This is a genomic window from Massilia terrae, from assembly GCF_024753145.1.
Taxonomy (GTDB): Bacteria; Pseudomonadota; Gammaproteobacteria; order Burkholderiales; family Burkholderiaceae_D; genus Telluria; species Telluria terrae.
The window spans coordinates 94,796-121,608 of sequence record NZ_JANUGU010000002.1 but is presented as its reverse complement, the minus strand read 5'-3'; the positions used below and the strand labels follow the sequence as shown (position 1 = coordinate 121,608).

Genomic DNA, 26,813 nt, shown 5'->3' with positions numbered 1-26,813 from the left:
TTCCATGCACCGTACCCGTATCAAAATCTGCGGCATCACCCGCCTTGAAGACCTGCACGCCGCAGTCGGCGCCGGCGCGGACGCCCTCGGCTTCGTGTTCTACCCGAAGAGCCCGCGCTACGTCGCGCCCGAACAGTTTGGGCCGCTGGCACGCGCGGCGCCCCCCTTCGTCAGCACGGTCGCGCTGTTCGTCAACCCGACGCTGGACGAGGTCGAGGCGGTGCTGGCCGCCGGCCAGGTCGCGCTGCTGCAGTTCCACGGCGACGAAACGGCCGGGCAGTGCGCCGCGATCGCGGCCCGCGTGCAGCGGCCCTTCGTGCGCGCCTACCGCGTCAAACCGGACACTTCGGCGTCCGATTTGCTATCATGTGAGCTTGCATACCGCGCCGCCAGCCCGTGGTTCTCGGGCCTGCTGCTCGACGCTTACGTCGATGCCTACGGCGGCGCAGGAAAGGTCTTCGATTGGTCTCTCATTCCAAAAGAGCTCGCGCCTCGGGTCGTTTTGAGTGGTGGCTTGAGCGTACAAAACGCGACTGACGCGGTGGTACGCGTACGCCCCTATGCGGTCGACATCAGCAGCGGTGTCGAACAGCATAAGGGCATCAAGGACGCCCGCAAGATCGCCGCGTTTATCGCCGGTGTGCGGGCCGCCGATGCCATCATTGAAAGCGAAGCCCAACATGAAAGAAGCCCCTGACCGCAGCGCCGCCGCGCTGTTCCACACGCCTGATTACGCACTGCCCGACGCCAGCGGCCACTTTGGCCAGTACGGCGGCAGCTTCGTGGCCGAGACCCTCAGCCACGCCCTCGCCGAACTGAACGAAGCCTATGCGCGCTTTTCGCAGGATACAGCGTTCCTCGAAGAGTTCCGCTATGAGCTCAAGCACTTCGTCGGCCGCCCCTCGCCGATCTACCACGCCAAGCGCTGGTCCGGGCTGGCCGGCGGCGCGCAGATCTACCTGAAGCGCGAAGACCTGAACCACACCGGCGCGCACAAGATCAACAACGTGATCGGGCAGGCCCTGCTGGCGCGCCGCATGGGCAAGAAGCGCATCATCGCCGAAACCGGCGCCGGCCAGCACGGCGTGGCCACTGCCACCATCTGCGCCCGTTTCGGGCTGGAGTGCGTGGTCTACATGGGCAGCGAGGACGTCAAGCGCCAGGCCCAGAACGTGTACCGCATGAAGCTCCTCGGCGCGACCGTGGTGCCGGTGGAATCGGGCTCCAAGACCCTCAAGGACGCGCTCAACGAAGCGATGCGCGACTGGGTCACCAACATCGAAAACACCTTCTACATCATCGGCACCGTGGCCGGCCCGCATCCCTACCCGATGATGGTGCGCGACTTCCAGTCCGTGATCGGCGAGGAGTGCCGCGTGCAGATGCCGGAGATGGCCGGGCGCCAGCCCGACTACGTGGTCGCCTGTATCGGCGGCGGCTCCAATGCGATGGGCATTTTCTATCCCTACATCGACGAGAAGGGCGTGAAGCTGGTCGGCGTCGAGGCGGCGGGCGAGGGCATCGACAGCGGCAAGCATGCGGCCTCGCTGACCGCCGGCTTCCCGGGCGTCCTGCATGGCAACCGCACCTACCTGCTGCAGGACGAGAACGGCCAGATCATCGAGACGCATTCGGTGTCGGCGGGCCTGGATTATCCGGGCGTCGGCCCGGAGCACGCGTGGCTGAAGGACAGCGGCCGTGCGCAGTACGTGTCAATCACCGATGACGAGGCGCTGGCCGCGTTCCACGACTGCTGCCGCATCGAGGGGATCATCCCGGCGCTGGAGTCGTCGCACGCGCTCGCGTACGCGGCCAAGCTGGCGGGCACGCTGGCCAAGGACAAAGTGGTGCTGGTCAACCTGTCCGGCCGCGGCGACAAGGATATGCACACGGTGGTGCAGCGAATGGGCCTGAACTTCAACTGAGCCCGCGCAGCCAACCACCAACCAGAGAGAACAGCATGTCCAGAATCGAACAAACCTTCGCTGCGCTCAAGTCGCAGCACAAGACCGGCCTCGTCACCTTCATCACCGCCGGCGACCCGGGACCCGAAATGACGGTGCCGCTGATGCACGCGCTGGTCGCGGGCGGCGCCGACGTCCTCGAACTCGGCGTCCCGTTTTCGGACCCGATGGCCGAGGGCCCGGTGATCCAGCGCGCCTGCGAGCGGGCGCTCAAGTTCAACGTCGGGATGAAGGACGTCCTCGGCTACGTGCGCGAATTCCGCAAGACGGACGAGACCACGCCGGTGGTCCTGATGGGCTACGCCAATCCGATCGAACGGATGGGGCAATCCGCATTCATCAAGGCCGCGAAAGAGGCGGGCGCCGATGGCGCCATCGTGGTCGACTATCCGCCGGAGGAGTGCGAAGCCTTCGCGGCCGAGATGAAGGCGAATGGACTCGACATGATCTTCCTGCTCGCGCCCACTTCGACCACCGAGCGCGTGAAGCAGGTGGCGCGCCACGGCGGCGGCTTCTCGTACTACGTTTCGCTGAAAGGCGTGACCGGCGCCGGCGGCATCGATACCGAGGACGTGGCGCGCCGCGTGGCCGCGATCCGCGCGCACGTCAAGCTGCCGATCGGCGTTGGCTTCGGCATCCGCGACGCCCAGACCGCCAAGACAGTGGCCAGCGTGGCCGACGCCGTGGTGATCGGTAGCCGCATCATCCAGGAGCTGGAGAACACGCCGAAGGAGCAGGCGCCGGCGGCGGTGCAGGCCTTCTGCGCCGGCATCCGCGCGGCGCTGGACCAGCAATAACAGTCGCACAAATATAGTTGCACAAAAGAATGAGCAGGGCTACAGTGTTTACGGCAATTGCCGCGGCACTGGGCCCTGCTCTTTATTTTTTTGCGAAAGCCACCTCATTATGATAACTAAACAAGTGGTTAATATTTCGGCGCTGCAGTATGCAAAGGTTGCGGCGGCGGTGAATGTCATCATCGCCGTGCCTTACGCTTTTCTTTTGCAGTATTCCATGCCAGAGCCGTGGGTGAAGGAGCATCTCTGGCTCTTTATCCTGGCAGTAGCGGTGGCCTTCATCGTAGTCGGATCCTTGTTCTGCCTGATCGGTGCGTGGGTCTACAACATCATCGCCGCGCGCATTGGCGGTTTCGAATTCACCATTGCGGAAATCGGTCAGAACTGAGCGAGATATAACAATGAAAAAGCAAATTATTCGTTTTTCGGTACTGCAAAACGCCAAGGTCATGGCCGTGCTGTATGTGGTGATGTCCCTGCTTGTGATGGCGATTACCATGGTTCCGATGCTGATGACCGGACAAATGCCCGCAGGTGGCGCGCTGATCTTCTTCGTGCTCACTCCCGTGCTCTATGCACTGACCGGGTTCGTCTTCACGGTGATCGGCGCCTGGCTCTATAACTTCATCGCGCGCTTCGTCGGCGGGATCGAGTTTTCGACCGTCGAAGTCAATCGCGATTAAAGGCGGACCGCCCTCTCGCTAGTGTCAAATTGCTAATTGGAAGTTCGCAAGAATTCGACAAGCAAGGCCCGAGCGGCTAAACTACCGCCAACTTCAGAATGCCGCAAAGGAGAAAAGATGAGTTGGTTGGAAAAGCTGCTACCACCCCGGATCCAGCGCTCCGATGCTGCTCACCGCAAGTCCATGCCCGAGGGCCTGTGGGTCAAGTGCCCATCGTGCGAAGCGGTGCTGTACCGCGCCGACCTCGAGTCCAACCTGCACGTGTGCCCGAAATGCAGCCATCACATGCGCATCCGCGCGCGTGACCGCCTCGACGCACTGCTGGACGAAGGGGGCCGCTACGATATCGGCCAGGAGATCCTGCCGGTCGATACGCTCAAGTTCAAGGACAGCAAGAAATACCCGGACCGCCTCAAGCAGGCGATGGACGCCACCGGCGAAACCGATGCGCTGATCGTCATGGGCGGCTCGATCATGAGCCTGCCGGTGGTGACGGCCTGTTTCGAATTCGAATTCATGGGCGGCTCGATGGGCTCCGTGGTCGGCGAGCGCTTCGTGCGCGGCGTGCAGACCGCGATCGAGCAGAAGGTGCCGTTCATCTGCTTCTCCGCCACCGGCGGCGCGCGCATGCAGGAAGGCCTGCTGTCGCTGATGCAGATGGCGAAGACCACCTCGATGCTGACCAAGCTGGCCGAGAAAAAGCTGCCCTTCATCAGCGTCGCGACCGACCCGACCATGGGCGGCGTGTCCGCTTCCTTCGTGTTCCTGGGCGACGTCGTGATCGCCGAGCCGAAGGCACTGATCGGCTTCGCCGGCCAGCGCGTGATCGAAAACACCGTGCGCGAGAAACTGCCGGAAGGCTTCCAGCGCGCCGAGTTCCTGCTGCAGAAGGGCGCGATCGACATGATCGTCGACCGCCGCAAGATGCGCGAGGAAATCGCTCGCCTGCTGGCGCTGCTGCAGAACCAGTCGGCTGAAGTGGTCGCTTAATTCGTTTATAAGTCAGCTTAAAAACCGTCATTCCCGCGCACGCGGGAATCCCATTCCGCACCATAGCCGTGCACGCAAAATGGGATCCCCGCCTGCGCGGGGATGACGTTCTCTCTTCAGTACGCGATGCCCTTCGTCCGGGCATTTGCATCCACCAGACATCCCATGCCAAACCTTCCGACCACCTTGCCCGACTGGCTGGCGCTGCTCGAGTCGCGCCATGCTGAAACCCACATCGACATGGGCCTGGACCGCGTGCGCGCCGTGAAGGAGCGCATGGCCTTGCAGTTCAAGTGCCCGGTGATCATGGTGGCGGGCACCAACGGCAAGGGCTCGACCTGCTCGATGCTGGAAGCGATGCTGCTGCAATCCGGCTACCGCGTCGGCCTGTACATCAAGCCGCACTTCCTGGCGTTTAACGAGCGCGCCCGCCTGAACGGCGAGAACGCCAGCGATGAAGCGCTGGTCGAGGCCTTCAATGCCGTCGAAAGCGTGCGCGGCGAGATCTCGCTGACCTACTTCGAATTCACCACGCTGGCCATCATGCACCTGCTGTCGAAGAGCCGCATCGATGTCGCGATCCTCGAGGTGGGCCTGGGCGGCAGGCTGGATGCGGTCAACGTGGTCGACGCCGATGTGTCGATCGTGACCAGCATCGACATCGACCACAAGGAATACCTCGGCGACACGCGCGAGGAGATCGGCTTCGAAAAGGCCGGCATCTTCAGGCCCGGCAAGGCCGCGATCTGCAGCGACCCGATGCCGCCGCAGTCGCTGATCAAGCATGCCGAGGACATCGGCGCCGACCTGTGGCTGTTGGGGCGCGACTTCAACTACCAGGGCGACAAGCAGCAGTGGAGCTACGGCGGCCGCGAGGTGCGCCGCAATTCGCTGGCGTATCCGGCCCTGCGCGGCGCCAACCAGCTGCTCAACGCCTCGGCCGCGCTGGCCGCGCTGGAAGCGCTGCGCATGGTGCTGCCGTGCGGCGCGCAAGAGGTGAGGGCGGGGCTGGCGCTGGTCGAGCTGCCGGGCCGCTTCCAGGTGCTGGCGGGCCGTCCCACCGTCATCTACGACGTCGCCCACAACCCGCACGCCGCGGCCACGCTGGCGCAGAACCTGGGGAATATGGGCTACCACCCGTTCACCTACGCGGTGTTCGGCATCATGGAAGACAAGGACATCGACGCCGTGATCGCGCCGCTGGCCGAGCTGATCGACCACTGGTGCGTGGCCGACCTGCCGTCGCCGCGTTCGGCCAAGGCCACCGACCTGGTGGCGAAACTGGCAACGCTGCGCCCGGCCGGCGCCCAGTCGGAGGAGTTTTCGGCGACCGCCTTCGCCAATCCGGGCGAAGCTTTTGCCTCAGCCATCAGCCGGGCTGGAGAGAGTGATAGAATTGTGGTCTTTGGATCGTTCTACACCGTCGCCGGCGTGATGGCGGCCCGAAAAAACTCTCTACACTGACACAACACTCGCATGGGCTTGTTCTCGTTCCTCAGTAAAAACAAGCAAGACAGCAGCGCCAACGTTAGTGGCCGTTTTTCCCGCCCGGACGACGAGTTCGCCGAACGCGCGCGCGCCAAGCGTGCCTCACATGCGGGCGGTGGCGGTGCGCGCCGTCCCGACGATCCCATGCTTCCCGAGAAGAAGCGCGCCCGGCGCCGCCTGGTAGGCGCGGTCGCGCTGGCGCTGGCCGCCGCGATCGGCCTGCCGATGCTGCTCGATTCCGAGCCCAAGCCGCTGGCCGGCGACGTCGACATCCAGATTCCCGCCAAGGACAAGGCCGGCCCGCTGCCGATGCCGGCGGCGCCGGGATCCGCCCCTGAATCCGTGCCGGCCGCGGCCCCCGCCGCCGCGCCCGCCAGCGTCGCCGCCAGCCAGAGCGTCGACAAGGGCGAGGAAATCATCGCGCCGCCGCCCGCCAGACCGGCCGCACCGAGCCCCGCCGACAGCGCGCGCAAGGTGGTCGCGGTGCAGGCCGCGCCCGAGAAGATCGAGCCGCCCAAGCCGGTCGAACACAAGGCCGAGCTGGCCCGCGTCGAAGCGCCCAAGCCCGAGCACAAGGACAAGCCGAAGCCCGAGCCGAAAGCGGCGCCGAAGAAGGAAGAAAAGCCCCACGTCGAGGATGCGGCGCGCGCCATGGCCATCCTGGAAGGCAAGGAAGCCGCCAAGCCGCACGAGGCCGCCGGCGACAAGGTGGTGCTGCAGGTCGCCGCGCTGGGCACGCCCGAAAAAGTGGCCGAGCTGCAGGCCAAGCTGCGCGAGGCAGGAATCCGCTCGTTCACCGAAAAATACCAGAACCTGATCCGCGTGAAGGTCGGCCCTTACAGCCGCGACGAAGCGGAGAAGGTGCGCGCACAGCTGTCCAAGCTCGGCCTGTCCGGCAAGCTGCAGCCGGCGTGATGTACTGATTGGCACGGCGTGACGATTTTCGACTATGTGGTGTTGTTCGTGCTGGTGTCGTCCGTGATCATCAGCACCCTGCGCGGCCTTGTGAAAGAGATATTGTCCCTGCTGGGCTGGATCGTCGCCTTCGTGGTCGCCAATGCCTATGGCGCCAAGCTGGCGCCGATGTTGCCGGACATGATACCGGGCGCGGTGGCGCGCCTGATCGTGGCCTTCATCGCGCTGTTCATCGGCGTACGAATCTTGATGGGCCTGCTGGCGCTGGCGATCGGCGCGCTGGTCACGGCGAGCGGCCTGTCGCTGGCCGACCGCGGCCTCGGCGGCCTGTTCGGCCTGGCGCGCGGTATTGTAATCGTGCTGGCCGGCGTCATATTGTGTGGGATGACTTCCATTCCGCAACAGGCTTTCTGGAAGAACGCGCTGCTTTCGCCGATGGCGGAAACCGGGGCGCGCACCGTCAAGCCTTTCCTTCCTGCTGCCCTCGCGCAGCATGTACAGTTTTGAAAATCAGCCTTCGTTTTTAGGAGCGCACCATGTGTGGCATTGTCGGCGTCGTTTCGCATTCCCCCGTCAACCAGTTGTTATATGACGCATTGCTGCTGTTGCAGCACCGCGGCCAGGATGCCGCCGGCATCGCAACGGACCAGAGCAATACTTTCTCCATGTACAAGGCCAACGGCCTGGTGCGCGACGTGTTCCGCACCCGTAATATGCGTTCCCTGCAAGGCAATTCGGGCATCGGGCACTGCCGTTATCCGACCGCCGGTTCGTCCAGCGAGGAAGAAGCCCAGCCGTTCTACGTCAACGCGCCGTTCGGCATCACGCTGGCGCACAACGGCAACCTGACCAACCAGGCGGAACTGAAGGAAGAGATGTTCCGCAAGGACCGCCGCCACATCAACACCAATTCCGACTCCGAAGTGCTGCTCAACGTGCTGGCGCACGAGCTGCAGGAAGCAGCCTTCGGCCACACGCTCGACGTGGACGCCGTGTTCAAGGCGGTCGCGATGGTGCACCGCCGCGCCCGCGGCGCCTACGCGGTGGTGGCCCAGATCGCCGGTCACGGCCTGCTGGCCTTCCGCGACCCTTACGGCATCCGCCCGCTGTGCCTGGGCATTTCGGAATCGGAAGGCGGCACCGAATACCTGGTGGCCAGCGAATCCGTGGCACTGGAGGGCCTGGGATTCCGCTTCGTGCGCGACATCGCGCCGGGCGAAGCGATCTTCATCGACACCGAAGGCAAGCTGCACGAGCGCCAGTGCGCCGACAACCCCTCGCTGAATCCCTGCGTGTTCGAATACGTGTACCTGGCGCGCCCGGACTCGGTGATTGACGGCGCCTCGGTCTACGCGACCCGCCTGCGCATGGGCGAATACCTGGCCGACAAGATCCGCAAGGAGATCCCGCTCGAGCAGATCGACGTCGTGATGCCGATCCCGGATTCCTCGCGCCCGGCCGCGATCCAGCTCGCGCTCAAGCTCGGCGTCGAGTACCGCGAAGGGTTCATCAAGAACCGCTACATCGGCCGCACCTTCATCATGCCGGGCCAGGGCATGCGCAAGAAGTCGGTGCGCCAGAAGCTGAACGCGATCCCGTCCGAATTCAAGGACAAGAACGTGCTGCTGGTGGACGACTCGATCGTGCGCGGCACCACCAGCCGCGAGATCGTGCAGATGGCGCGCGAAGCCGGCGCGCGCAAGGTGTTCTTCGCCTCGGCCGCGCCGCCGGTGGTGTTCCCCAACGTGTACGGCATCGACATGCCGACCCGCGACGAGCTGATCGCCTACGGCCGCACGGTGGATGAAGTGTGCAAGGAGATCACCGCCGACCACCTGGTGTACCAGGACCTGGACGCGCTCAAGCGCTCGATCTCGGACGTCAACCCGGCGCTGCAAAGCTTCGAGGCCTCGTGCTTCGACGGCGTCTACATCACCGGCGACGTCACCCCGGCCTACCTCGACCAGCTCGAGACCGCACGCCACAACCCGAAGGCCGCCCCGGCCGAGGACGCGGTGCGCACCCAGCTCAACCTGAACCCGCCGGTGGCAGCCGAGTAAGCATCATGAGCGATAACAAGAACTACGGTTTCACCACGACGGTCCTGCACAACGACCGCCGCAAGCCGATCGAGCATGGTTCGCTGCACAAGCCGGTGCACACCTCGGTCACCTTCGGCTACGAGGATGCGCGCCAGCTGGCCTCGGTCTTCCAGGGCAAGGAGCCCGGCTTCCGCTACGGCCGCCAGGGCAATCCGACCGTGTCCGCGCTCGAGGACAAGGTTAGCAAGATGGAAGACGGCGTGGCGACGATCTGCTTCGCCACCGGCATGGGCGCGATCGGCGCGCTGTTCCAGGCGCTGCTCAAGGCCGGCGACCACGTGGTGTCCTCGTCCTTCCTGTTCGGGAACACCAACAGCCTGTGGAACACGACGGCGGGGCAGGGCGTGGACGTGGCTTTTGTGGACGCCACCGACGTCGCCAATGTCGAGCAAGCGCTCAAGCCCAACACCCGCATGGTGTTCGTCGAGACCATCGCCAATCCGCGTACCCAGGTCGCCGACCTGGCGCGCATCGGCGACTTGTGCCGCAAGCACGGGATCCTGTACGTGGTCGATAACACGATGACCACGCCTTACCTGTTCCGTCCGAAGAAGGTCGGCGCCGGCTTGGTGGTCAATGCGCTGACCAAATCGATCGGCGGCCACGGCATCGCGCTGGGCGGCGCGCTGACCGACACCGGCCTGTTCGACTGGGCGGCCTATCCGAACATCGCTCCGAACTTCCGCAAGCTGGCACCAAGCGCGCAGGGCATGGCCCAGGTGCGTGCCAAGGCGCTGCGCGATTTCGGCGCCACGCTCGGCCCGGAAGCGGCGCACCACATCGCGGTCGGCGCCGAGACGCTGGCGCTGCGCATGGAGCGTACCTGCGCCAACGCGCTGGCGCTGGCCAGCATGCTGGAGGCCGATCCGCGCGTGGCCAAGGTCCATTACCCGGGTCTGGTGTCGCACCCGCAGCACGCCTTGGCCACAGAACTGTTCCGCGCGCCGGGCTCGCTGTTCAGTTTCGAACTGAAGGACGGCATCGACTGCTTCGACTACCTCAATGAGCTCAAGCTGGCCATCCCGGCCTCCAACCTGGGCGACACGCGCACCCTGGTGATTCCGGTCGCGCACACCATCTTCTTCGAGATGGGCCCCGAGCGCCGCGCCAGCATGGGCATCGCCGAATCGCTGGTCCGGGTCTCGGTGGGCATCGAGGATACCGAAGATTTGCTGGCCGACTTTGGGGATGCGCTAAATTTTGTCAGCAAATTGTAGTGACTATTGAGTAACACTCGTTTCCATGTAATGATGTCTCCGGTTTAACTTTCCGGGGGCATCATGAAACGATTTCTCTTCGTATTGTTCTTGACCGTCAGCGGCAGCGCCGCCGCCGACGTGCTGTCCGAAGCCAACCAGCTGCTCGCCAAGGGTTCCTACGGCGAAGCCTTCCCTGTGTTCCAGATGCTGGCCAATACCGGCAATCCGGAGGCCAAGTTGCGCCTGGGCCAGATGTATTGGTATGGCAAAGGCCTGCCGGCGGACCGCGCCAAGGCCGACAAGCTGTTCGCCGAGGCCGCCGCCGCCGGCAACGCCGAAGCGAAGGATGCGCTGAGCCTGTCCAGCCGGCGCGAGGCGCACGCCGCCGAGATCGGCAAGTGGGCCGCCTACGACGGCGCCGACCTGACCTCCGGGAAATACGCCTGCGCCGAGCCTGCGATCGGCGAGCTGTCCAAGACCAATGCCGAGATCAAGGCCACCACCGAGGGCTACAAGGCCTGGTCGGCCTGCTACAACGGCTTCGTGGCCGACCTGCAAGGGCCGCTCGCTCCCGCCAAGCGCATTCCCGCCGACCTGTTCGCGCTGATGAGCGAGGCCGAGCAGGACGATGCGATGGCCCACATCGCCAAGTCCACCGGAGCCGCCGCCAGCAAGGCCGGCGCCAGCGCCAAGACCGTCATCGCCCGCTACGACAGCTGGGAAAAGGCGACCGCCGCCTACGCCAAGGAACATAACGACAAGGTCGCGGCGAGCCAGAAGGCGTCCAAGCAGCAAATTGAAACCGAACAGCGGATCTACGGCGAGCAGAAGGGCCTGTACTCGATCCTGCCGGCGTCGATGCGCAAATAAACGAACACACCGGAGGGGGACTCATGCGCCATTTCGTTTGCTGTCTGCTGTTGGCCGTGTGCACGGCGGCCGCCGCAGATGAGCTTGAAGATGCAAATAAACTGATCGACGCCAAATCGTACGCGCAAGGGATAGCGCTGCTCACCAAATTGTCTGATGGTGGCAACACCAATGCCCAGCTGCGGCTGGGCCAGGTCTACTGGTACGGCGAAGGCGTGCCGGTCGACCGCGCCCGCGGCGACGCGCTGTTCGCCAAGGCCGCGGCGAGCGGCAACGCGGACGCGAAGGTCGCGCTGGGCATGACCGCCGCGCGCGGCAAGCACCTGTCCGACATCGAGTACTGGACCACGAAGTACGATGGCAGCGACCTGACCGCCGGCCAGTATGCCTGCAAGGCGCCGGAGTTCCCTGCGAAATCGATCACGCGTGGCGAGGTGCTGGCCAACAGCAAGGCGATGAGCGAGTGGAGGAACTGCTACAACGGTTTCGTCCGCAACCTGGACGACGCCATGCCGGCCGGGAAGCGCATTCCTGTCGAAATCGCGGACCTGATGACGGACCAGGAGATGAACCAGGCGCGTACGCACCTGGACCAGGTCTACAGCCGGGTTGCCGCCAGTTCCAAGGCTGGCGCCGACAAGACGCTGGCGGCCTACGACAGCTGGCATAACGAGACCATGACGTACATGCGCCAGAAGAACATCGAGGCGGAACGCGTTGTGCGCGACGAGGAGATCATGCAGCAGAACTATAGCCGCCAGGTGGTGGCGCCGACGATCAAGATGGCGCCCGGCGGCAAGTGAGGCCCCGGGTATTGACGAAGGCCGCCTTTACCGGGCGGCTTTTCTTTTTTTTGCATGCCCGCGGCGGGCTGTCGGTTGAGCTTGGCGCGGCAATCCGGTTATCATCGCCAGATCGTTGACCATTTCCGTAAGCATCGTGAAGAAGACTGTCCTGATCTGCCTGTCCCTGCTGTTGTGCGGTTCGGCCCTGGCCGACGAGCTGGCCGACGCCAACGCCCTGTTCGCCAAGAAGGCCTATCCGGAAGCGCTGGCCAAGTACAGCAAGCTGGCCAATGCCGGCAATGTCGAGGCGCAGCAGCACCTGGGTGAGCTGTACTGGTATGGCGAGGCCGGCGAGGTCGACGAGGCCAAGGCCCAGGCCTGGTTCCAGAAGGCGGCGGCCAAGGGCAACAAGGTGGCGATCGCTTCGCTGGAGATGATCAAGCAGCGTGGCGTGCGGCGCGCCGACATCGATTACTGGGTCAGCAAATACGACGGTTCCGAGCTGCGCTCGGGCGAATACCGCTGCAAGGAGCCGCGCTTCCCCTCGATGTCGAAGGAGAACGTGGAGATCGACCGCATCGGCGCCAAGATGAAGGAGTGGCAGGATTGCTACAACCATGCGGTCGAGCACCTGAACCAGGTGTCGCCACTGACCAAGCTGATTCCGGCCGATATCGCCAAGCTGATGAACAAGCAGGAGACCGAGGCTGCGGCCGCGCATCTGAAGCAGGTGCAGGACAATGTCTCCGAAGACCTGAAAGTGTCGTCGCGGCTGGTGCTGGCCGACTTCGGCGCGTGGCGCGATGCGACCGAAGCCTGGGTCACCGAACACAACAAGCTGGTGAAGCAGGCGCCGTCGGAAGAGCGCCAGCGCGATATCGACGCGCGCAAGAATAATTACGGTGGCGTGAGCAAGAACTGATCGCGCGCCTTCGGCTTGACCGCTTCCCTTTGAATCGCCATTCCCGCGAAGGCGGGAATCCCATTTCCCCCGCAGACCACTTCGCTTAACTAAGTGGCGTACTTGCAAAAATGGGGTTCCCGCGTGCGCGGGAAGTCATTTCCGGCAGTGCCGGGAATGACGAAATCTCTTAGTTAAACGTCCGCATCAGCCCCACGGCCAGTCCTTCCAGCGCGAACCCGTCTTCCGGCGTGACACGGATGATCTTGAAGTCCGGGTTCTCCGGCAGCAGCTCGATCAGCTCGCCGCTCTTGCGGTAGCGCTTGACGGTGACGTCGTCGCCCAGGCGCGCGACCACGATCTGGCCGTTCTTGGCCGCATCCACCTTCTTCACCGCCAGCAGGTCGCCGTCGTTGATGCCGGCATCGCGCATCGACCAGCCGCGCACCTTGAGCAGGTAATCCGGCTTGGACGAGAACATGGCGGGGTCGACGCTGTAGGTGGTTTCGACGTGCTCCTGCGCCAGGATCGGCGAACCGGCAGCCACGCGGCCGACCAGCGGCAGCGACATCATCATCACCGCCGGCGGCACCGGGCTTGACTCCGGCACGCCGACCAGGCGGATGCCGCGCGAGGTGCCGGGCGAAATCTCGATCGCGCCCTTGCGCGCCAGCGCCTGCAGGTGCTCTTCGGCGGCGTTGGCCGACTTGAAGCCCAGTTCGGCTGCGATCTCGGCGCGGGTCGGCGGGAAGCCGGTGTTTTCGATCGCCTCGCGGATCAGGTTCAGGATCTGTTCTTGCCTTGCGGTGAGCTTGAGCATGGGTGTGCGGCCGGGTTGTATAAACAAACTGGATTTTTATACAGTATTCATGCTTTCGCAAGGGGAAAATGGAATATTCCTCAAATATTCTTGCTCGGCTGCCCCAGAAAACCGGATGTAGACCTCGGCGGCGTTTTCAGGCTATAATCGCCGGCTTACCCCTTCCCACACTCGTCCTGACGCCGAGGTGGGCTTTTGTTTAAACGTCCATAAGGAGTGTTTCATGCGTCATTATGAAATCGTTTTTATCGTCCACCCGGACCAGAGCGAGCAAGTTCCGGCGATGATCGAGCGTTACAAGGCCACGGTGACCAGCCGCGGCGGTAACATCCATCGCGTCGAGGACTGGGGCCGCCGCCAGATGGCCTACCCGATCCAGAAGCTGCCGAAGGCACACTACATCTGCCTGAACATCGAGTGCGACAATGACACCCTGGTCGAGCTGGAAACCGCATTCAAGTTCAATGATGCCGTGCTGCGTCACCTGACCGTTCAAATGAAGAAGGCCGAAACCGCACCGTCGCCGATGATGAAATCGGTCCAGCGCGAAGACGCCGCCAAGAGCCACCGCGAGCAAGCTGCCGCCGCGCCGGCCGCCGCAGCGCAGTAATCCGGTCAAGGAAACCGACGAAGGGCAGTGAACCAGTTACAGCTCACCGGCACCATCCTCGAGCGCGACATACTGCGCTACACCCCGGCCGGCGTGCCGATCGTGTCAGCCATCCTGGCGCACGCATCGGAGCAGGCCGAAGCGGGCGGAATGAGGAAGGTCGAGTTCGAAGTCCCCGCGCTGGCCGCGGGCGAGATCTCGGGCCGGTTCAGCAGGGCGGAACTGGGCGCATCGCTGCAATTCACTGGATTCCTGGCGCGGAAGAACCGCAACAGCAAAGCCTTGGTGTTTCACATCATTGATTTCAGTGCAGCGGCCTAAGGCCGGCACATTTTAGATACAGGAGCCTCAAAATGGCATTCGGTAAAAAGTTCGACAAAAACAAAGCTAAAGAAAAGATGAAGCGCAAACAGCAGAACCCGCTGTTCAAGCGCAAGAAGTTCTGCCGCTTCACCGCCGCTGGCGTTGAGCAAGTGGATTACAAGGATGTCGACACCCTGAAGGACTTCATCCAGGAAAACGGCAAGATCATGCCGGCACGCCTGACCGGCACCAAGGCGCACTACCAGCGCCAAGTGGACACCGCGATCAAGCGCGCCCGTTACCTGGCCCTGCTGCCGTACACCGACCTGCACCACGCCTGATCGGTCGTCGACTAGATAATCCTGGAGAAAAATATGCAAGTCATTCTGTTGGAAAAAGTTGTTAACGTCGGCAACCTGGGCGACGTGGTCAAGGTCAAGGACGGTTACGCACGTAACTTCCTGATCCCGCAAAAGATGGCACGCCGCGCGACCGAGTCCGCAGTGGCCGAGTTCGAAACCCGTCGCGCTGAACTGGAAAAAGCCGCCGCTGAAAAGCTGGCAGCTGCCCAGGCACAAGGCGAGAAGCTGAACGGCATGACCGTCACCATCGCCCAGAAAGCCGGCGTGGACGGCCGCCTGTTCGGTTCGGTCACCAACTTCGACATCGCCGAAGCCCTGAGCAAGCAAGGTTTCCCGGTCGAGAAAGCTGCCGTGCGCCTGCCGACCGGCCCGCTGAAGACCACCGGCGAGCACCCGGTTGCAGTCGCCCTGCACACCGACGTCGTCGCCGAGATCACCATCTCGGTGGTGGGCGAAGCTGCCTAAGTCTTAGCTTCACGCTTCAAGCAAAAAGCCGGGTTCGCCCGGCTTTTTGTTTTTTGGCGCGTTACCATTTTGCGTCAATAAGAGAGGACGTCATCCCCGCGAAAGGGGGGGGCATTTTGCGTGCAGCACGGCAGCGCCTGGAGAATGGGATTCCCGCTTGCGCGGGAAGTCGTTTCCGGCAGTGCCGGGAACGACAATATTGGTGCTGGGGAGTTTAGCGATGCGCTAAACGTTCGCGGCAACTTAGAGTGTCTTCTCCAAAGTTCCTGTTGTTTTCAGCAATTTTATTGCTGAAAAAAATGTACCCCACGTTCAGGCGGCGAGCCGAAGCGGGTATAATGCCGCCACCATGAACGCCCCCGCATCCGACCCGCAAATCGAAGCGATCCGCGTCCCGCCGCACTCCATCGAAGCAGAACAATCCGTCATCGGCGGCTTGCTGCGCGATAACGCTGCGTGGGACCGCATTGCCGACTTCATGCATGCGGAAGACTTCTACCGCTACGACCACCGGATCATCTTCGAACAGATGGTCCGCCTGATCAACTCCGGCAAACCGGCCGACGTGATCACCGTGTACGAAGCGCTGGTCCAGCTCGGCAAGGCCGAGGAAGTGGGCGGCCTCCAATACCTGAACGCGATGGCGCAGAACACGCCGTCTGCCGCCAACATCCGCCGCTACGCCGAGATCATCCGCGACCGCGGCGTGCTGCGCCAGCTGATCACCGTGGCCGACGAGGTCTCGGCGAAAGCCTTCAACCCGCAGGGCGCCGAGGTCAAGCAGATCCTCGACGAAGCCGAGTCGCGCATCTTCGCGATCGCAGAACAGGGCGCCCGTGGCGCCCAGGGCTGGATCCCGGTGCAGCCGCTGCTGACCCAGGTGGTCGAGCGCATCGACGAGCTGTATTCGCGCGAGAACCAGGGCGAGATCACCGGCGTGCCCACCGGCTTCATCGACCTCGACCGCATGACCTCCGGCCTGCAGCCGGGCGACCTGGTCATCGTGGCCGGCCGTCCGTCGATGGGCAAGACCGCGTTCTCGGTCAACATCGGCGAGAGCGTGGCGGTCGAAGCCGGCCTGCCGGTGGCGATCTTCTCGATGGAGATGGGCGGCGCCCAGCTGGCCATGCGTATGCTCGGCTCGATCGGCCAGCTCGACCAGCACCGCCTGCGTACCGGCAAACTGAACGACGAAGACTGGCCGCGCCTGACGCACGCGATCCAGAAAATGAACGAGTGCCAGATCTTCATCGACGAGACGCCGGCACTGAACCCGATCGAAATGCGCGCCCGCTCGCGCCGCCTGGCCCGCCAATGCGGCAAGCTGGGCCTGATCATCGTCGACTACCTGCAGCTGATGCAGGGCAGTAAGCCGGGCGACAACCGCGCCTCCGAGATTTCGGAGATCTCGCGTAGCCTGAAGGGCCTGGCCAAAGAGCTGGGCTGCCCGGTGATCGCGCTGTCGCAGCTGAACCGCTCGCTGGAACAGCGTCCCAACAAGCGTCCCGTCATGTCCGACCTGCGCGAATCCGGCGCTATCGAGCAGGACGCGGACGTCATCATCTTCCTGTATCGCGACGAGGTCTACAACCCGGACTCGCCGGATAAGGGAACGGCCGAGATCATCATCGGCAAGCAGCGTAACGGCCCGATCGGCGCGGTGCGCCTGACATGGATGGGCATGTACACCAAGTTCGGCAATTACAGCGGCAACCTCGCCATCTACCAGGGCGACTAAGCCGATACCAGACCTTCGCGGCCAGTCCCGGGGGTTCGAAGTCCCAAGAGATTCACCAACGGAGAAAAACGATGTTTGGACGCCTGATGCCCAGTGAGGGCAAGTTCTTTGACCTGTTCAACCAGCACGCCGCCTTGTGCGTGAAGGGTGCGCAGGAGATGGTTGGCCTGATGACCAACTTCGACGACCTCGAAAACCGCACCCACGCGGTCGAAAGCGTCGAGAAGCAGGCGGACAAGATCACCTACGCTTGCGTGGACCTGCTGCACAAGACCTTCATCACCCCGATCGACCGCGACGACATCCACAAGCTGATCACCCGCATGGACGACATCCTCGACATGATGGAAGACGCGGCCCAGACCATCTCGCTGTACGACCTGCACGCTGTGACGCCGGAAGCCAAGCGCCTGGCCGAGCTGTGCCTGGCCTGCTGCGAGAAGGTGCAAGCGGCGGTGAATATGCTGAACAATATGGACAACGCGCCCAAGATCGTCGCCATCTGCGAAGAGATCGACCGCCTGGAGTCGGACGCCGACCACGTGATGCGCGCCGCCATGTCCAAGTTGTTCCGCGACGAGCCGGACGTGCGCAACCTGATCAAGATGAAGGCGATCTACGAGATCCTGGAAACCGTGACCGACCGCTGCGAGGATGTTGCCAACATCATCGAAGGCATCATCGTCGAAAACGCGTAAGCGGAAGGATCTATGCACACCCTCCAAATCAGTCTGTGGGTGCTCGGTCTGCTGATCGGCCTCGCGCTCATCTTCGACTTCATGAACGGCTTCCACGATGCCGCCAACGCGATCGCGACGGTGGTCTCGACCGGCGTGCTGCGCCCGCAGACCGCGGTGCTGATGTCGGCGGCCTTCAACTTCGTCGCCTACTTCACGGTCGGCCTGCACGTCGCGTCCACGGTCGGCAAGAACACGATCGATCCGGCGCTGGTGGACCACTACGTGATCTTCGGAGCGCTGGTCGGGGCGATCGTCTGGAACGTCATCACCTGGTACTACGGCATTCCGTCGTCGTCCTCGCATGCGCTGATCGGCGGCCTGGTGGGCGCCGCGGTCGCCAAGGGCGGCACCGGCGCGCTCAAGGGTGACGGCCTGCAGAAGACGGTCGAGTTCATCGTGCTGTCGCCGCTGCTCGGCTTCGTGCTCGGGTCGATCGTGATGCTGATCGTGTCCTGGATTTTCGTGCGAACGCCGCCGCGCAAGGTGGACAACTGGTTCCGCCGCCTGCAGCTGTTCTCGGCCGCGGCCTACAGCCTTGGCCACGGCGGCAACGACGCGCAGAAGACCATCGGCATCATCTGGATGCTGCTGATCGCGGCCGGTTCCACCGCTGCCACCGCGACGGCGCCTCCGGCCTGGGTCGCGATTTGCTGCTACCTGGCGATGAGCTTCGGCACCATGTTCGGCGGCTGGCGCATCGTCAAGACCATGGGCCAGAAGATCACCAAGCTCAAGCCGGTGGGCGGCTTCTGCGCGGAGGCGGGCGGCGCGATCACGCTGTTCATCGCCAGCGCGATGGGCGCGCCGGTGTCGACCACCCACACCATCACCGGCGCCATCGTCGGCGTCGGCTCGGCGCAGCGCGCGTCGGCGGTGCGCTGGGGCGTGGCCGGCAATATCGTGTGGGCGTGGATCTTCACCATCCCGGCGTCGGCCTTCATGGCGGCGATCGCGTGGTGGATCGGCAAGCACGTGCTGTAAGCCGATTGGCTTGAATGAAAAAAACCGGGCTGCGCGCCCGGTTTTTTATCGCTACCCCTCGCATGTCGGGTCAGTATGGCCACGTCACATCAAGGGGCCTGGCCATCCATGGATACCGGACGATCGAGAAAGTGAAGGGCGAGACGCCTATCAGGATGTCGTAGGCGCGTCGCTCCACCGTCAATTTCCATCGGCCGTCCATTTCACCCAAAACTCCGGGCCGCGCCAGCCAGTTGCCGCGGAAGCCGTCCACAGAGGAGTTCCTGATGGCCGGCCAACGGTCCGCGGCGGCGGTGATCATGTCCTTGCATAGTGTCCTGTCGTGCTCCGACATCGGCCCGGTATCTTCCGGCTCCGCGTCCAGTGCCAGGCCGCACAGGACTTTGTTCAGGGGCAGCGCAAATTCCGGAGCGTCCTCCCGGCCGCTGGCCACGAACTGGAGGGCATGCACTGCGCGCCACCGCGCGGCGTCGCTGGCGAAGCCGTGGCTTTCAACCAGGCCCAGGCGATCGAACAGCATCGGATACCAGCCCTGCAGCAAGACCAGTCCTGCGTTGTCGACGACGACGCCTTCCAGATTCCAGCCCATGGAGCCTCCTTATTTGATGCAGACCTGCCGCACCATCTTGATGTCGGTGAAGCCGCCGAGCACCTTCTCGATGCCGTCCATCTTCAAGGTCAGCATGCCGTCTTCGAGCGCCGCGCCGAGCAGGGCGGCCACGCGCGAGTGCTCGACCAGCAGCTTTTTCACGCGCTCGGTGCCGATCATCAGCTCGTGCAGGCCGATGCGGCCGCGGTAGCCCTTGTTGCACTCCGGGCAGCCGACCGCGCGGTACAGCGTGAACTTGCCGTCGCCGTCCGCATAGCGCTCCTTCCATTCAGCCAATACCCGCGCGCGCGCCGCCTGCGGGTCGGCCTTGAAGGCCTCGGTGGCCCTGAGCTCCTCGCAGAATTCCGCCAGCAGCAGCTTCACTTCCTCGTCGTCCGGATGGTAGGACTGCTTGCACGACGCGCACAGGCGCTTGGCCAGGCGCTGCGCCAAGATGCCGAGCAGGGCGTCGGCGAAGTTGAACGGGTCCATGCCCATGTCCAGCAGGCGCACGATCGATTCCGGCGCGCTGTTGGTGTGCAGCGTCGCGAACACCAGGTGGCCGGTCAGCGAGGCTTCGATGCCGGTGCTGACGGTCTCCTTGTCGCGCATCTCACCGACCATGATGATGTCCGGGTCCGCGCGCAGGAAGGCCCGCATCACGGTCGCGAAATCGAGGCCCGCCTTGCGGTTCACCTGCACCTGGCGCAGGCCCTTCTGCGTGATCTCGACCGGGTCCTCGGCGGTCCAGATCTTGGTCTCCGGCGTGTTCAGGTAATTCAGGATCGAATGCAGCGTGGTGGTCTTGCCCGAGCCGGTCGGCCCGCACACGAAAAACAGGCCATACGGTTTTTCGATCGTCGCCTTCAGCCGCTCCAGGTTGTAGGGCAGGACGCCCAGCTTGTCGAGCGGGATCGGCTCGCCGGCCGCGAGGATGCGCATGACCACATCCTCGACCCCGCCGGCCGACGGGATGGTCGCGACGCGCAGTTCGATGTCGAGCGGGCCGTACTTCTTGAACTTGATCTTGCCGTCCTGCGGCTTGCGGCGCTCGGAGATGTCGAGGTCGCACATGATCTTCACGCGCGCCACCAGCGCGCTGCGGTAGCTGGCCGGGATCTCGATATAGGGCACCAGCGAGCCGTCCTTGCGGAAGCGGATGCCGGTCTTGCCCTTGCCCGGCAGCGGCTCGATGTGGATGTCCGACACGCCCTGGCGGTGGGCGTCCATGATCACCTTGTTGAGCAGCTTGACCAGCTCGTTCTCGACCGCCTCCGACACGTCCGCGGCCTCGCCTTCGACGTCATCGTCCTCAAGCCCCGACAGCAGTTCGCCGACCGAGCTGCCGTCACCGAGGCCGGCGCCGAAGAACTGCTCCATGGTCTGGACGAACTCGGCGCGGGTGGTGACGCGCATGCTGGCTTTGGAGCGCGGGAAGATCTGGCTGACGATGCGGCTGGCGCCGGGATCGAGGGCCATCACCACCAGGCCGTCCTTGCCGTCTTCCAGCGGCAGCCACTGGTTCTCCTCGACGTACTGCGCCTTCAGGTTGCGCAGCAGGTCGACCGGCTTGACGCGGTCGGCGCGGAAGGGCTCGTACGGCACCATGAAAAACTTGGACAGCGAGTGGCCGATGGCGGCCTGCTTGACGTGGTAGTCCGTCACCAGCACATCCTCGATGTCGCGGTCGTGGTCGCGCGCGACGCGGGTGGCCTGTTCCAGCTCGGCGGCCGACAGCACGGAATCGAGCACCAGCGCGTCGTATTTGCTGCGCACCCTCTGCGGCTTCATGCGCTGGTTGAGCGCGACCGACAGCGTCTCGCACAGCTGCTTCAGGCCTTCGGTCGCCAGCGGCGGGAACGGGCCGCTGCCCAGGTGGTTGATGAACTGGACCACGCCCAGCAACTCGCCGGAAGGCTGGCCGACCAGCGGTGCCACCAGCATCTCGCGCGTGCGGTAGCCGGTGCGCTGGTCGACGCCGCGCTGGAACTGCAGCTCGGGCGAGATGCGCTTGAGCTCCGCGTCGTCGTAGACGTCGGCGATGTTGATGGTCTTGAGCGACTGGCCGACGTAACCGGCGATCGAGCTCGACGAAATCGGCAGGCGCAGGTCGCGGAACGAGGACAGCCCGGTCTTGACCTTGGAGACGATGTGGTCGCGCTCCGGCGTCACCGCGTACAGCGTGAAGCGGTCGCAGCTGAACAGGTCGCAGAAGTCGCGCCCGAGGTCGAGCATGATCTCGTCGAGGTTGCCGGTGGCGTGGATGCGGGTGGTGACCTCCTGCAGCTTGCGCAGGAAGACCAGGCGCTGGTCGGTATCGGCCTCCTGCATGGTGGCGACGGGCGCGTTCATAGCTCCACCTCCAATCCTTCGTAAGCGAGGACCACGCGCAGGCCCGGCGGCAGCGGGTTGCGCGCGAGTGCGGCCGCGAACACGGCTTCCAGCTCGTCGTCGCCGCGGGTCGGCTCGTGGTGGGTGCAGTACAGGGTCCGGGCGCCGGTGCGCATCGCCATCGCGATCGCGGCGTCGAAAGTGCCGTGGCCCCAGCCCTGATGGGCCGGGTATTCGTCGACCGTGTACGAACAGTCGACCACCAGCGCGTCCACGCCCTGCATGGCGGCATCGATGTCGCGCGAGCGCTCGGCGGCCGCGGCCTCGAACTGGCGATGCTCCTCGCTGCCCGCCGCGTGCGGGTTGTGGAAGAAGGGCTCATGGTCGCCGGTGAAGAACAGCGACTTGCCGCCGCAGGTGATGCGGTAGCCCAGATTGATGACGGGATGGTTCATGACGACGTTGTCGACCACGGCATCGGCCACCTTGATGGCCACGCCCGGGGACAGCGTGCGGTAGTCGAGGGTGGCCGAGAGCTGGGTCTCGCTGACCGGGAAGTAGCTGTTCTGCAGCTGCACGCCCATCACATGTTCGATGCCGTGGCCGGTGACCGGATCGTGCGCGCCGTGCAGGCGTACTTCGCAGCCCTTGACGAACAGCGGCGTGAAGAAGGGCAGCCCGTGGATGTGGTCCCAGTGGCTGTGGGTGATGAAGATGTTGGCCTTCAGCGGCAGGCGTGGCAGCAGGTGCTGGGCCAGCGCGAACAGGCCGGTGCCGCCATCGAGGATGATGAGCGCGCCGCCGTCCGTGTTGACCTCGATGCATGTCGTGTTGCCGCCGTAGCGCACGGTACGCGGACCGGGGGAGGGGATCGAGCCCCGCACTCCCCAGAAACGGAATCTCATTCAGTCGTCCCCTGGGCTGAAAACAGTATGGTTCGTTTTTATCGCGGCGTCCGGCAGCTCCGGCCGGTCACAGCAGCGCGATGATAGCTGGTTTGCTTGGCTCTGCGGCAAAAAATAGTGCGTTTTTTTATCAAGGCGGCTACACTGCAGAAATTACATTAAAGCAATGTTCTTTCAACCCTGACCATGTTCGAGCCGACTCCCGCGCAACTGGCGCAGCGCCTGCACCTGCTTACCGAGCTCAGCGTCGCGCTTGGGAATGGCCTCGACACCGGCGAGCTGCTCGACCGCATCCTGCAGGCCGCGCGCAGCATGACCGACGCCGACGGCGGCACCCTGTACCGGCCGAGCGCCGACGGCCGCAGCCTGTGCTTCCACATCACGGTCAACGAATCGCTCGACATCTACCAGGGTGGGGCCAGTGGGCGCCCGATCGACATCGGGCCGGTGCCGCTGTTCGATCCGGATGGCCAGCCGAACCTGGCTTCGGTAGCGGCGTACGCGGCCAACACGCGCACCTCGGTGAATATCGAGGACGTGTACGAGACCAGCCTGTTCAACTTTTCGGGCATGCGCAGCTTCGATGCGCAGTTCGGCTACCACTCGCAGTCCTTCCTGACGGTGCCGATGACGAACCACGAGGGCGAGCTGGTCGGCGTGCTCCAGCTGATCAACGCGCTCGATCCCGCGAGCGGCGCGATCCGGCCGTTCTCGGCCACCGACCAGCGCTTCATCGAGGCGCTGGCGGCGCAGGCCGCGGTGGCGCTGACCAACCAGCAGCTGATCGTCCAGCTTGAGCGGCTGTTCGAGTCGTTGGTCAGCCTGATCAACATCTGCATCGACGAAAAGAGCCCTTACACCGGGCGCCACTGCCAGGCCGTGCCGCGCCTGACCATGATGCTGGCCGAGGCGGTGCACGACACGGACGCCGGGCCGATGGCCGGATTCCGCATGAGCGAGTCCGACCGCAAGGAGTTGTGGCTGTCCGGGCTGCTGCACGACTGCGGCAAGCTGGTCACGCCGGTGCACGTGGTGGACAAGGCGACCAAGCTGGAAACCATCTTCGACCGCATCGAGCTGGTCGACACGCGCTTCGAGGTGCTGATGCGCGACGCCGAGATCCGGGCCCTGCGCGCGAAGTGTGAAGGGGACGCAGGCGGCGCCGCCATCGACGCGCGGCTGGCGGAGGAACTGGCGCGGCTGCGCGACGATCGCGACTTCCTGCGCCGCGCCAACGTGGGCGGGGAGGGCATGTCGGCGGCCGACCAGGAGCGCGTGCGCGCGATCGCGCGCTACCGCTGGACCGGGCCGGACGGTGTGGACCGCGAGCTGCTGGGAGCGGACGAAGTGGCCAACCTGACGGTGCGCTTCGGTACCCTGACCGAGGAAGAGCGCACGATCATCAACAACCACATCGTGGTGACGATCCGCATGCTGGAGTCGCTGCCGTGGCCGAAGCACCTGAAGAACGTGCCCGACTACGCGGGCGGCCACCACGAGCGCATGGATGGCAAGGGCTACCCGCGCGGGCTGACGCGCGAGCAGATGCCGGTACAGGCGCGGGTGATGGCGATCGCCGACATCTTCGAGGCGCTGACCGCGCGCGACCGGCCGTACAAGAAGGGCAAGCCGCTGTCGGAGTCGCTGCGCATACTCGGCAACTTCGCGGTCAACGGGCATATCGATCCGGACCTGTTCGACGTTTTCATCCGGCGCAAGGTGTACCTGGAGTACGCGCGAGAGCATATGGATGAGAACCAGATCGATGAGATCGACGAGTCCAGGATTCCCGGCTACGTGCCATGACTACCATCCTGAAAACCGTCGTCCCGGCGGAGGCCGGGACCCATAGACAGGCCGCGTTGCCGCACACTCGGCATGGGTCCCGGCCTTCGCCGGGACGACGGTTTTCGGAATGGGGGAAAAAATATGGGCTGCGCTGGGCGCTTGGCCTCGCGCTGACCATCGTCGCCGCGCTTTATCCACTCGGCTTCTGGTCCAGCTCCTTCATCGAACGCCAGGACACCGTGCTGTCCGACCTGCGCATGCGCCTCGAACCGCCGGTGCTCGATCCGCGCATCGTCATCGTCGACATCGACAGCAAGAGCCTGACCAGGATCGGCCGCTTCCCTTGGAGCCGCAACATCCTGGCCCGGCTGGTCAGCCAGCTCACCGACCACTACCACGCCGGCGCAGTGGGCTTCGATATCTCCTTCCCTGAGCCGGACAACAGCTCGGGCTATGCGGTGCTCGAAAAACTGGGCGAGCAGGACCCGGCCTTGCGCGCCAGGCTGGGCGAACTCAAAGGCGCGCTCGATTACGACGGCCTGTTCGCGCAGGCGATGCGCGGCCATCCCGTGGTGCTGGGCTATAACGTCGCCGCCGACCAGCAGAAGGGCAAGCTGCCCGCGCCCGCCTTCACGCTGGCCGACCTGAACGGCGCCGACGTCACCTCCTACCGGTCCAAAGGTTACGAGGCGAACGTCGCCCGGCTGCAGGATGCCGCCGCCGGCGCCGGGTTCTTCACTGTCGAACCGGATTCCGATGGCGTCGTGCGTTCGGCGCCGCTGCTGTACCGGATCGGCGAGGGCTACTATCCCGCGCTGTCGCTCGCCACCGTGGCCGCCTACAAAAAGGCGGAAGCGATCACCCCCAACGTCAAGGACGATGAGGTCGAAGCCGTGGTCCTGTTCGGCGAAAGCGGCGCTTCGGAGGTCCCGATGGGCAGCGCCCTCACCACCATCATCCAGTACCGCGGCAGCGGCGGCCCGGCCGGCGAGGCGTTCCGCTACGTGTCGGCCAGCGACGTGCTGTCCGGTGCGGCGCCGGCATCGGTGCTGCGCAACGCCATCGTGCTGGTCGGGACCACCGCGCCCGGCTTGCAGGACCTGCGCGCCACGCCGGTGAACCCCCAGTATCCCGGCGTGGAGGCGCACGCCAACCTGATCAAGTCCATCCTCGACGGGCACTTCAAGCGGCGGCCCATCGACGGCTTCCTTACGGAGGCCGAGCAGATCGCCGTCGTCGGCGTGGCGCTGGCCGTGGCGCTGGCCGTGCTGGCGCCGGTCTACCAGGTGCTGCTGGCCGGCGCCGCGCTGGCGGGCAGCCTTGGCTTCAACTACGCCATGTACAGCCAGCGCGACCTCGTGCTCGACGTATTCCCCTGCCTGCTGCTGGTGGCGGTGCTGTTCCTGATGAACCTCGCCTGGGGCTACTTCGCCGAGTTCCGCAAGGGCCGGGCGCTGGTGTCGCGCTTCGGCGAATACGTGGCGCCGGAGCTGGTCGCGCAGATGGCCGAGAATCCCGAGGCCTACAATATGGAAGGCGAGAGCCGCGAGCTGACCGTGATGTTCGTCGACGTGCGCGGCTTCACCACGATCTCCGAGGGCCTGAGCCCGAAGGAGCTGCGCGAGTACATCAACCTCTACCTGACGGCGATGTCCGAGGACATCCGCTCCAGCCACCAGGGCACCCTCGATAAGTACATCGGCGACGCGGTGATGGCATTCTGGGGCGCCCCGGTCGCCTTCCCCGACCACGCCAGCCGCGCGGTGGCGACCTCGCTGCTGATGCAGCAAAGCGCGGCGCGCCTGAACCGCGACTTCGTCAAGCGCGGCTGGCCGGAACTGAAGATCGGCATCGGCCTCAATTCCGGCCCGATGCACGTCGGCGACATGGGATCGGCCATCCGCCGCGCCTACACCGTGATGGGCGATGCGGTGAACCTGGGCTCGAGGCTGGAGGGCATCACCAAGGTCTATGGCGTGGGCATCTGCGTGGGCGAGGCCACCCGCCGGGCCGCGCCCGATTTCGTCTACCGTGAACTGGACCTGGTGCGCGTGAAGGGCAAGAACGAGCCGGTCGCGATCTTCGAGCCGGTCGGCCCGGCCGCCGAAGTGGGGCCGGCCGAACGCGCCGAAATCGCCGCCTGGGACGAAGCGCTGGCGCTGGTGCGCGCGCAGGACTGGGACGCGGCGCAAGGCCGTATCGCCGCACTGCGGGCCGCCCATCCCGACCGTGGCCTGTACGCCCTGTACCTGGCGCGGATCGACCGCTACCGCCAGCATCCGCCGGGTGCCGGCTGGGACGGCGTGATCAGTTTCGAGACCAAGTAGCGTCTTCTGCTTACAACAACATTGCCGGCTTCCCCCTCACAAGTGGGGGAAGTTACTTGATGTTGGTCATTATTTTCTCACTGGCAAGAAAAATGCCGATAAACTTACTCAAGTTTCCATTTTTCTATCCCGCGCCGGACGGTGGCGCGCGGCCAGGATA

General features: G+C 64.5%; 27 protein-coding genes. 23 read left to right on the top strand and 4 right to left on the bottom strand.

The window, feature by feature from the left end; genetic code table 11:
- Positions 1 to 4 precede the first annotated feature (4 nt).
- From NX778_RS07825 to NX778_RS07760, 14 genes are all read left to right on the top strand, one after another.
- Positions 5 to 697 carry a phosphoribosylanthranilate isomerase gene (locus NX778_RS07825; protein ID WP_258811162.1) on the top strand — a complete coding sequence of 231 codons (693 nt, stop codon included), beginning with the start codon at positions 5 to 7 and terminating at the stop codon, positions 695 to 697.
- Positions 681 to 1,925 (top strand): tryptophan synthase subunit beta, encoded by a 1,245-nt coding sequence (gene trpB, locus NX778_RS07820; RefSeq protein ID WP_258811161.1) that lies wholly within the window; start codon positions 681 to 683, stop codon positions 1,923 to 1,925. The genes NX778_RS07825 and trpB overlap by 17 nt, the downstream gene beginning before the upstream one ends.
- A gap of 35 nt (positions 1,926 to 1,960) precedes the next feature.
- Positions 1,961 to 2,761, top strand: a complete 801-nt coding sequence (gene trpA, locus NX778_RS07815) for a tryptophan synthase subunit alpha (protein ID WP_258811160.1) — start codon at positions 1,961 to 1,963, stop codon at positions 2,759 to 2,761.
- A 109-nt stretch (positions 2,762 to 2,870) separates the two neighbouring features.
- The gene (locus NX778_RS07810; protein WP_258811159.1) at positions 2,871 to 3,149 is read left to right on the top strand and encodes a DUF3566 domain-containing protein; all 279 of its coding nucleotides are present in this window, start codon (positions 2,871 to 2,873) and stop codon (positions 3,147 to 3,149) included.
- Positions 3,150 to 3,162: 13 nt separating this feature from the next.
- Positions 3,163 to 3,444 (top strand): hypothetical protein, encoded by a 282-nt coding sequence (locus tag NX778_RS07805; RefSeq protein ID WP_258811158.1) that lies wholly within the window; start codon positions 3,163 to 3,165, stop codon positions 3,442 to 3,444.
- 117 nt (positions 3,445 to 3,561) lie between these two features.
- A complete protein-coding gene (gene accD, locus NX778_RS07800; protein WP_258811157.1) occupies positions 3,562 to 4,434 on the top strand; it encodes an acetyl-CoA carboxylase, carboxyltransferase subunit beta in 873 nt (290 codons plus the stop codon).
- Between the two features lie 165 nt (positions 4,435 to 4,599).
- Entirely contained in the window at positions 4,600 to 5,898 is a 1,299-nt protein-coding gene (gene folC, locus NX778_RS07795; protein ID WP_258811156.1) for a bifunctional tetrahydrofolate synthase/dihydrofolate synthase, read from the top strand.
- A gap of 12 nt (positions 5,899 to 5,910) precedes the next feature.
- Complete coding sequence (locus NX778_RS07790) at positions 5,911 to 6,837, top strand: SPOR domain-containing protein (RefSeq protein WP_258811155.1); 927 nt, start codon at positions 5,911 to 5,913, stop codon at positions 6,835 to 6,837.
- Between the two features lie 18 nt (positions 6,838 to 6,855).
- Positions 6,856 to 7,344, top strand: a complete 489-nt coding sequence (locus tag NX778_RS07785; RefSeq protein ID WP_258811154.1) for a CvpA family protein — start codon at positions 6,856 to 6,858, stop codon at positions 7,342 to 7,344.
- A gap of 29 nt (positions 7,345 to 7,373) precedes the next feature.
- Positions 7,374 to 8,897, top strand: coding sequence for an amidophosphoribosyltransferase (purF, locus tag NX778_RS07780; RefSeq protein WP_258811153.1), 1,524 nt, complete (start codon positions 7,374 to 7,376; stop codon positions 8,895 to 8,897).
- A gap of 5 nt (positions 8,898 to 8,902) precedes the next feature.
- A complete protein-coding gene (locus NX778_RS07775) occupies positions 8,903 to 10,156 on the top strand; it encodes a cystathionine gamma-synthase family protein (RefSeq protein WP_258811152.1) in 1,254 nt (417 codons plus the stop codon).
- A 63-nt stretch (positions 10,157 to 10,219) separates the two neighbouring features.
- Positions 10,220 to 11,008, top strand: coding sequence for a sel1 repeat family protein (locus NX778_RS07770; protein ID WP_258811151.1), 789 nt, complete (start codon positions 10,220 to 10,222; stop codon positions 11,006 to 11,008).
- A 23-nt stretch (positions 11,009 to 11,031) separates the two neighbouring features.
- On the top strand, positions 11,032 to 11,811 hold the full coding sequence (locus tag NX778_RS07765) for a tetratricopeptide repeat protein (RefSeq protein ID WP_258811150.1): 780 nt from the start codon (positions 11,032 to 11,034) through the stop codon (positions 11,809 to 11,811).
- 136 nt (positions 11,812 to 11,947) lie between these two features.
- Entirely contained in the window at positions 11,948 to 12,715 is a 768-nt protein-coding gene (locus NX778_RS07760) for a tetratricopeptide repeat protein (protein WP_258811149.1), read from the top strand.
- Positions 12,716 to 12,884: 169 nt separating this feature from the next.
- Here the strand turns inward: NX778_RS07760 and lexA are convergent, their stop codons facing one another.
- Positions 12,885 to 13,514, bottom strand: a complete 630-nt coding sequence (gene lexA / locus NX778_RS07755; protein WP_258811148.1) for a transcriptional repressor LexA — start codon at positions 13,512 to 13,514, stop codon at positions 12,885 to 12,887.
- A 223-nt stretch (positions 13,515 to 13,737) separates the two neighbouring features.
- Here lexA and rpsF point away from each other — a divergent pair, with 223 nt between their 5' ends.
- The 7 genes from rpsF to NX778_RS07720 all read left to right on the top strand — a co-directional run bounded on the left by rpsF (position 13,738) and on the right by NX778_RS07720 (position 18,713).
- Positions 13,738 to 14,124: a 30S ribosomal protein S6 gene (rpsF, locus tag NX778_RS07750; RefSeq protein WP_258811147.1), complete on the top strand. Its 387-nt coding sequence runs from the start codon at positions 13,738 to 13,740 to the stop codon at positions 14,122 to 14,124.
- A gap of 27 nt (positions 14,125 to 14,151) precedes the next feature.
- Positions 14,152 to 14,445 (top strand): primosomal replication protein N, encoded by a 294-nt coding sequence (gene priB / locus NX778_RS07745; RefSeq protein ID WP_258811146.1) that lies wholly within the window; start codon positions 14,152 to 14,154, stop codon positions 14,443 to 14,445.
- Between the two features lie 32 nt (positions 14,446 to 14,477).
- On the top strand, positions 14,478 to 14,768 hold the full coding sequence (gene rpsR / locus NX778_RS07740) for a 30S ribosomal protein S18 (protein WP_258811145.1): 291 nt from the start codon (positions 14,478 to 14,480) through the stop codon (positions 14,766 to 14,768).
- Positions 14,769 to 14,801: 33 nt separating this feature from the next.
- The gene (gene rplI / locus NX778_RS07735; RefSeq protein WP_258811144.1) at positions 14,802 to 15,254 is read left to right on the top strand and encodes a 50S ribosomal protein L9; all 453 of its coding nucleotides are present in this window, start codon (positions 14,802 to 14,804) and stop codon (positions 15,252 to 15,254) included.
- 349 nt (positions 15,255 to 15,603) lie between these two features.
- A complete protein-coding gene (locus tag NX778_RS07730; protein WP_258811143.1) occupies positions 15,604 to 16,992 on the top strand; it encodes a replicative DNA helicase in 1,389 nt (462 codons plus the stop codon).
- A 71-nt stretch (positions 16,993 to 17,063) separates the two neighbouring features.
- A complete protein-coding gene (locus tag NX778_RS07725) occupies positions 17,064 to 17,690 on the top strand; it encodes a DUF47 domain-containing protein (protein ID WP_258811142.1) in 627 nt (208 codons plus the stop codon).
- 12 nt (positions 17,691 to 17,702) lie between these two features.
- Complete coding sequence (locus tag NX778_RS07720) at positions 17,703 to 18,713, top strand: inorganic phosphate transporter (protein ID WP_258811141.1); 1,011 nt, start codon at positions 17,703 to 17,705, stop codon at positions 18,711 to 18,713.
- A 70-nt stretch (positions 18,714 to 18,783) separates the two neighbouring features.
- On the opposite strand, the gene NX778_RS07715 is transcribed toward NX778_RS07720, so the two are convergent.
- Genes NX778_RS07715 through NX778_RS07705 form a run of 3 tightly spaced genes read right to left on the bottom strand, consistent with a single transcriptional unit; the run spans position 18,784 to position 22,538 of the window.
- Positions 18,784 to 19,302, bottom strand: a complete 519-nt coding sequence (locus NX778_RS07715; protein ID WP_258811140.1) for a contractile injection system tape measure protein — start codon at positions 19,300 to 19,302, stop codon at positions 18,784 to 18,786.
- 9 nt (positions 19,303 to 19,311) lie between these two features.
- Positions 19,312 to 21,654, bottom strand: coding sequence for a GspE/PulE family protein (locus tag NX778_RS07710; RefSeq protein ID WP_258811139.1), 2,343 nt, complete (start codon positions 21,652 to 21,654; stop codon positions 19,312 to 19,314).
- Entirely contained in the window at positions 21,651 to 22,538 is an 888-nt protein-coding gene (locus NX778_RS07705; protein WP_258811138.1) for an MBL fold metallo-hydrolase, read from the bottom strand. The genes NX778_RS07710 and NX778_RS07705 overlap by 4 nt, the downstream gene beginning before the upstream one ends.
- A 186-nt stretch (positions 22,539 to 22,724) precedes the next feature.
- Between NX778_RS07705 and NX778_RS07700 the strand changes: the two genes are divergently transcribed.
- On the top strand, positions 22,725 to 24,344 hold the full coding sequence (locus NX778_RS07700) for an HD domain-containing phosphohydrolase (protein ID WP_258811137.1): 1,620 nt from the start codon (positions 22,725 to 22,727) through the stop codon (positions 24,342 to 24,344).
- Positions 24,341 to 26,653 carry a CHASE2 domain-containing protein gene (locus tag NX778_RS07695; RefSeq protein ID WP_258811136.1) on the top strand — a complete coding sequence of 771 codons (2,313 nt, stop codon included), beginning with the start codon at positions 24,341 to 24,343 and terminating at the stop codon, positions 26,651 to 26,653. The genes NX778_RS07700 and NX778_RS07695 overlap by 4 nt, the downstream gene beginning before the upstream one ends.
- Positions 26,654 to 26,813: the final 160 nt, after the last annotated feature.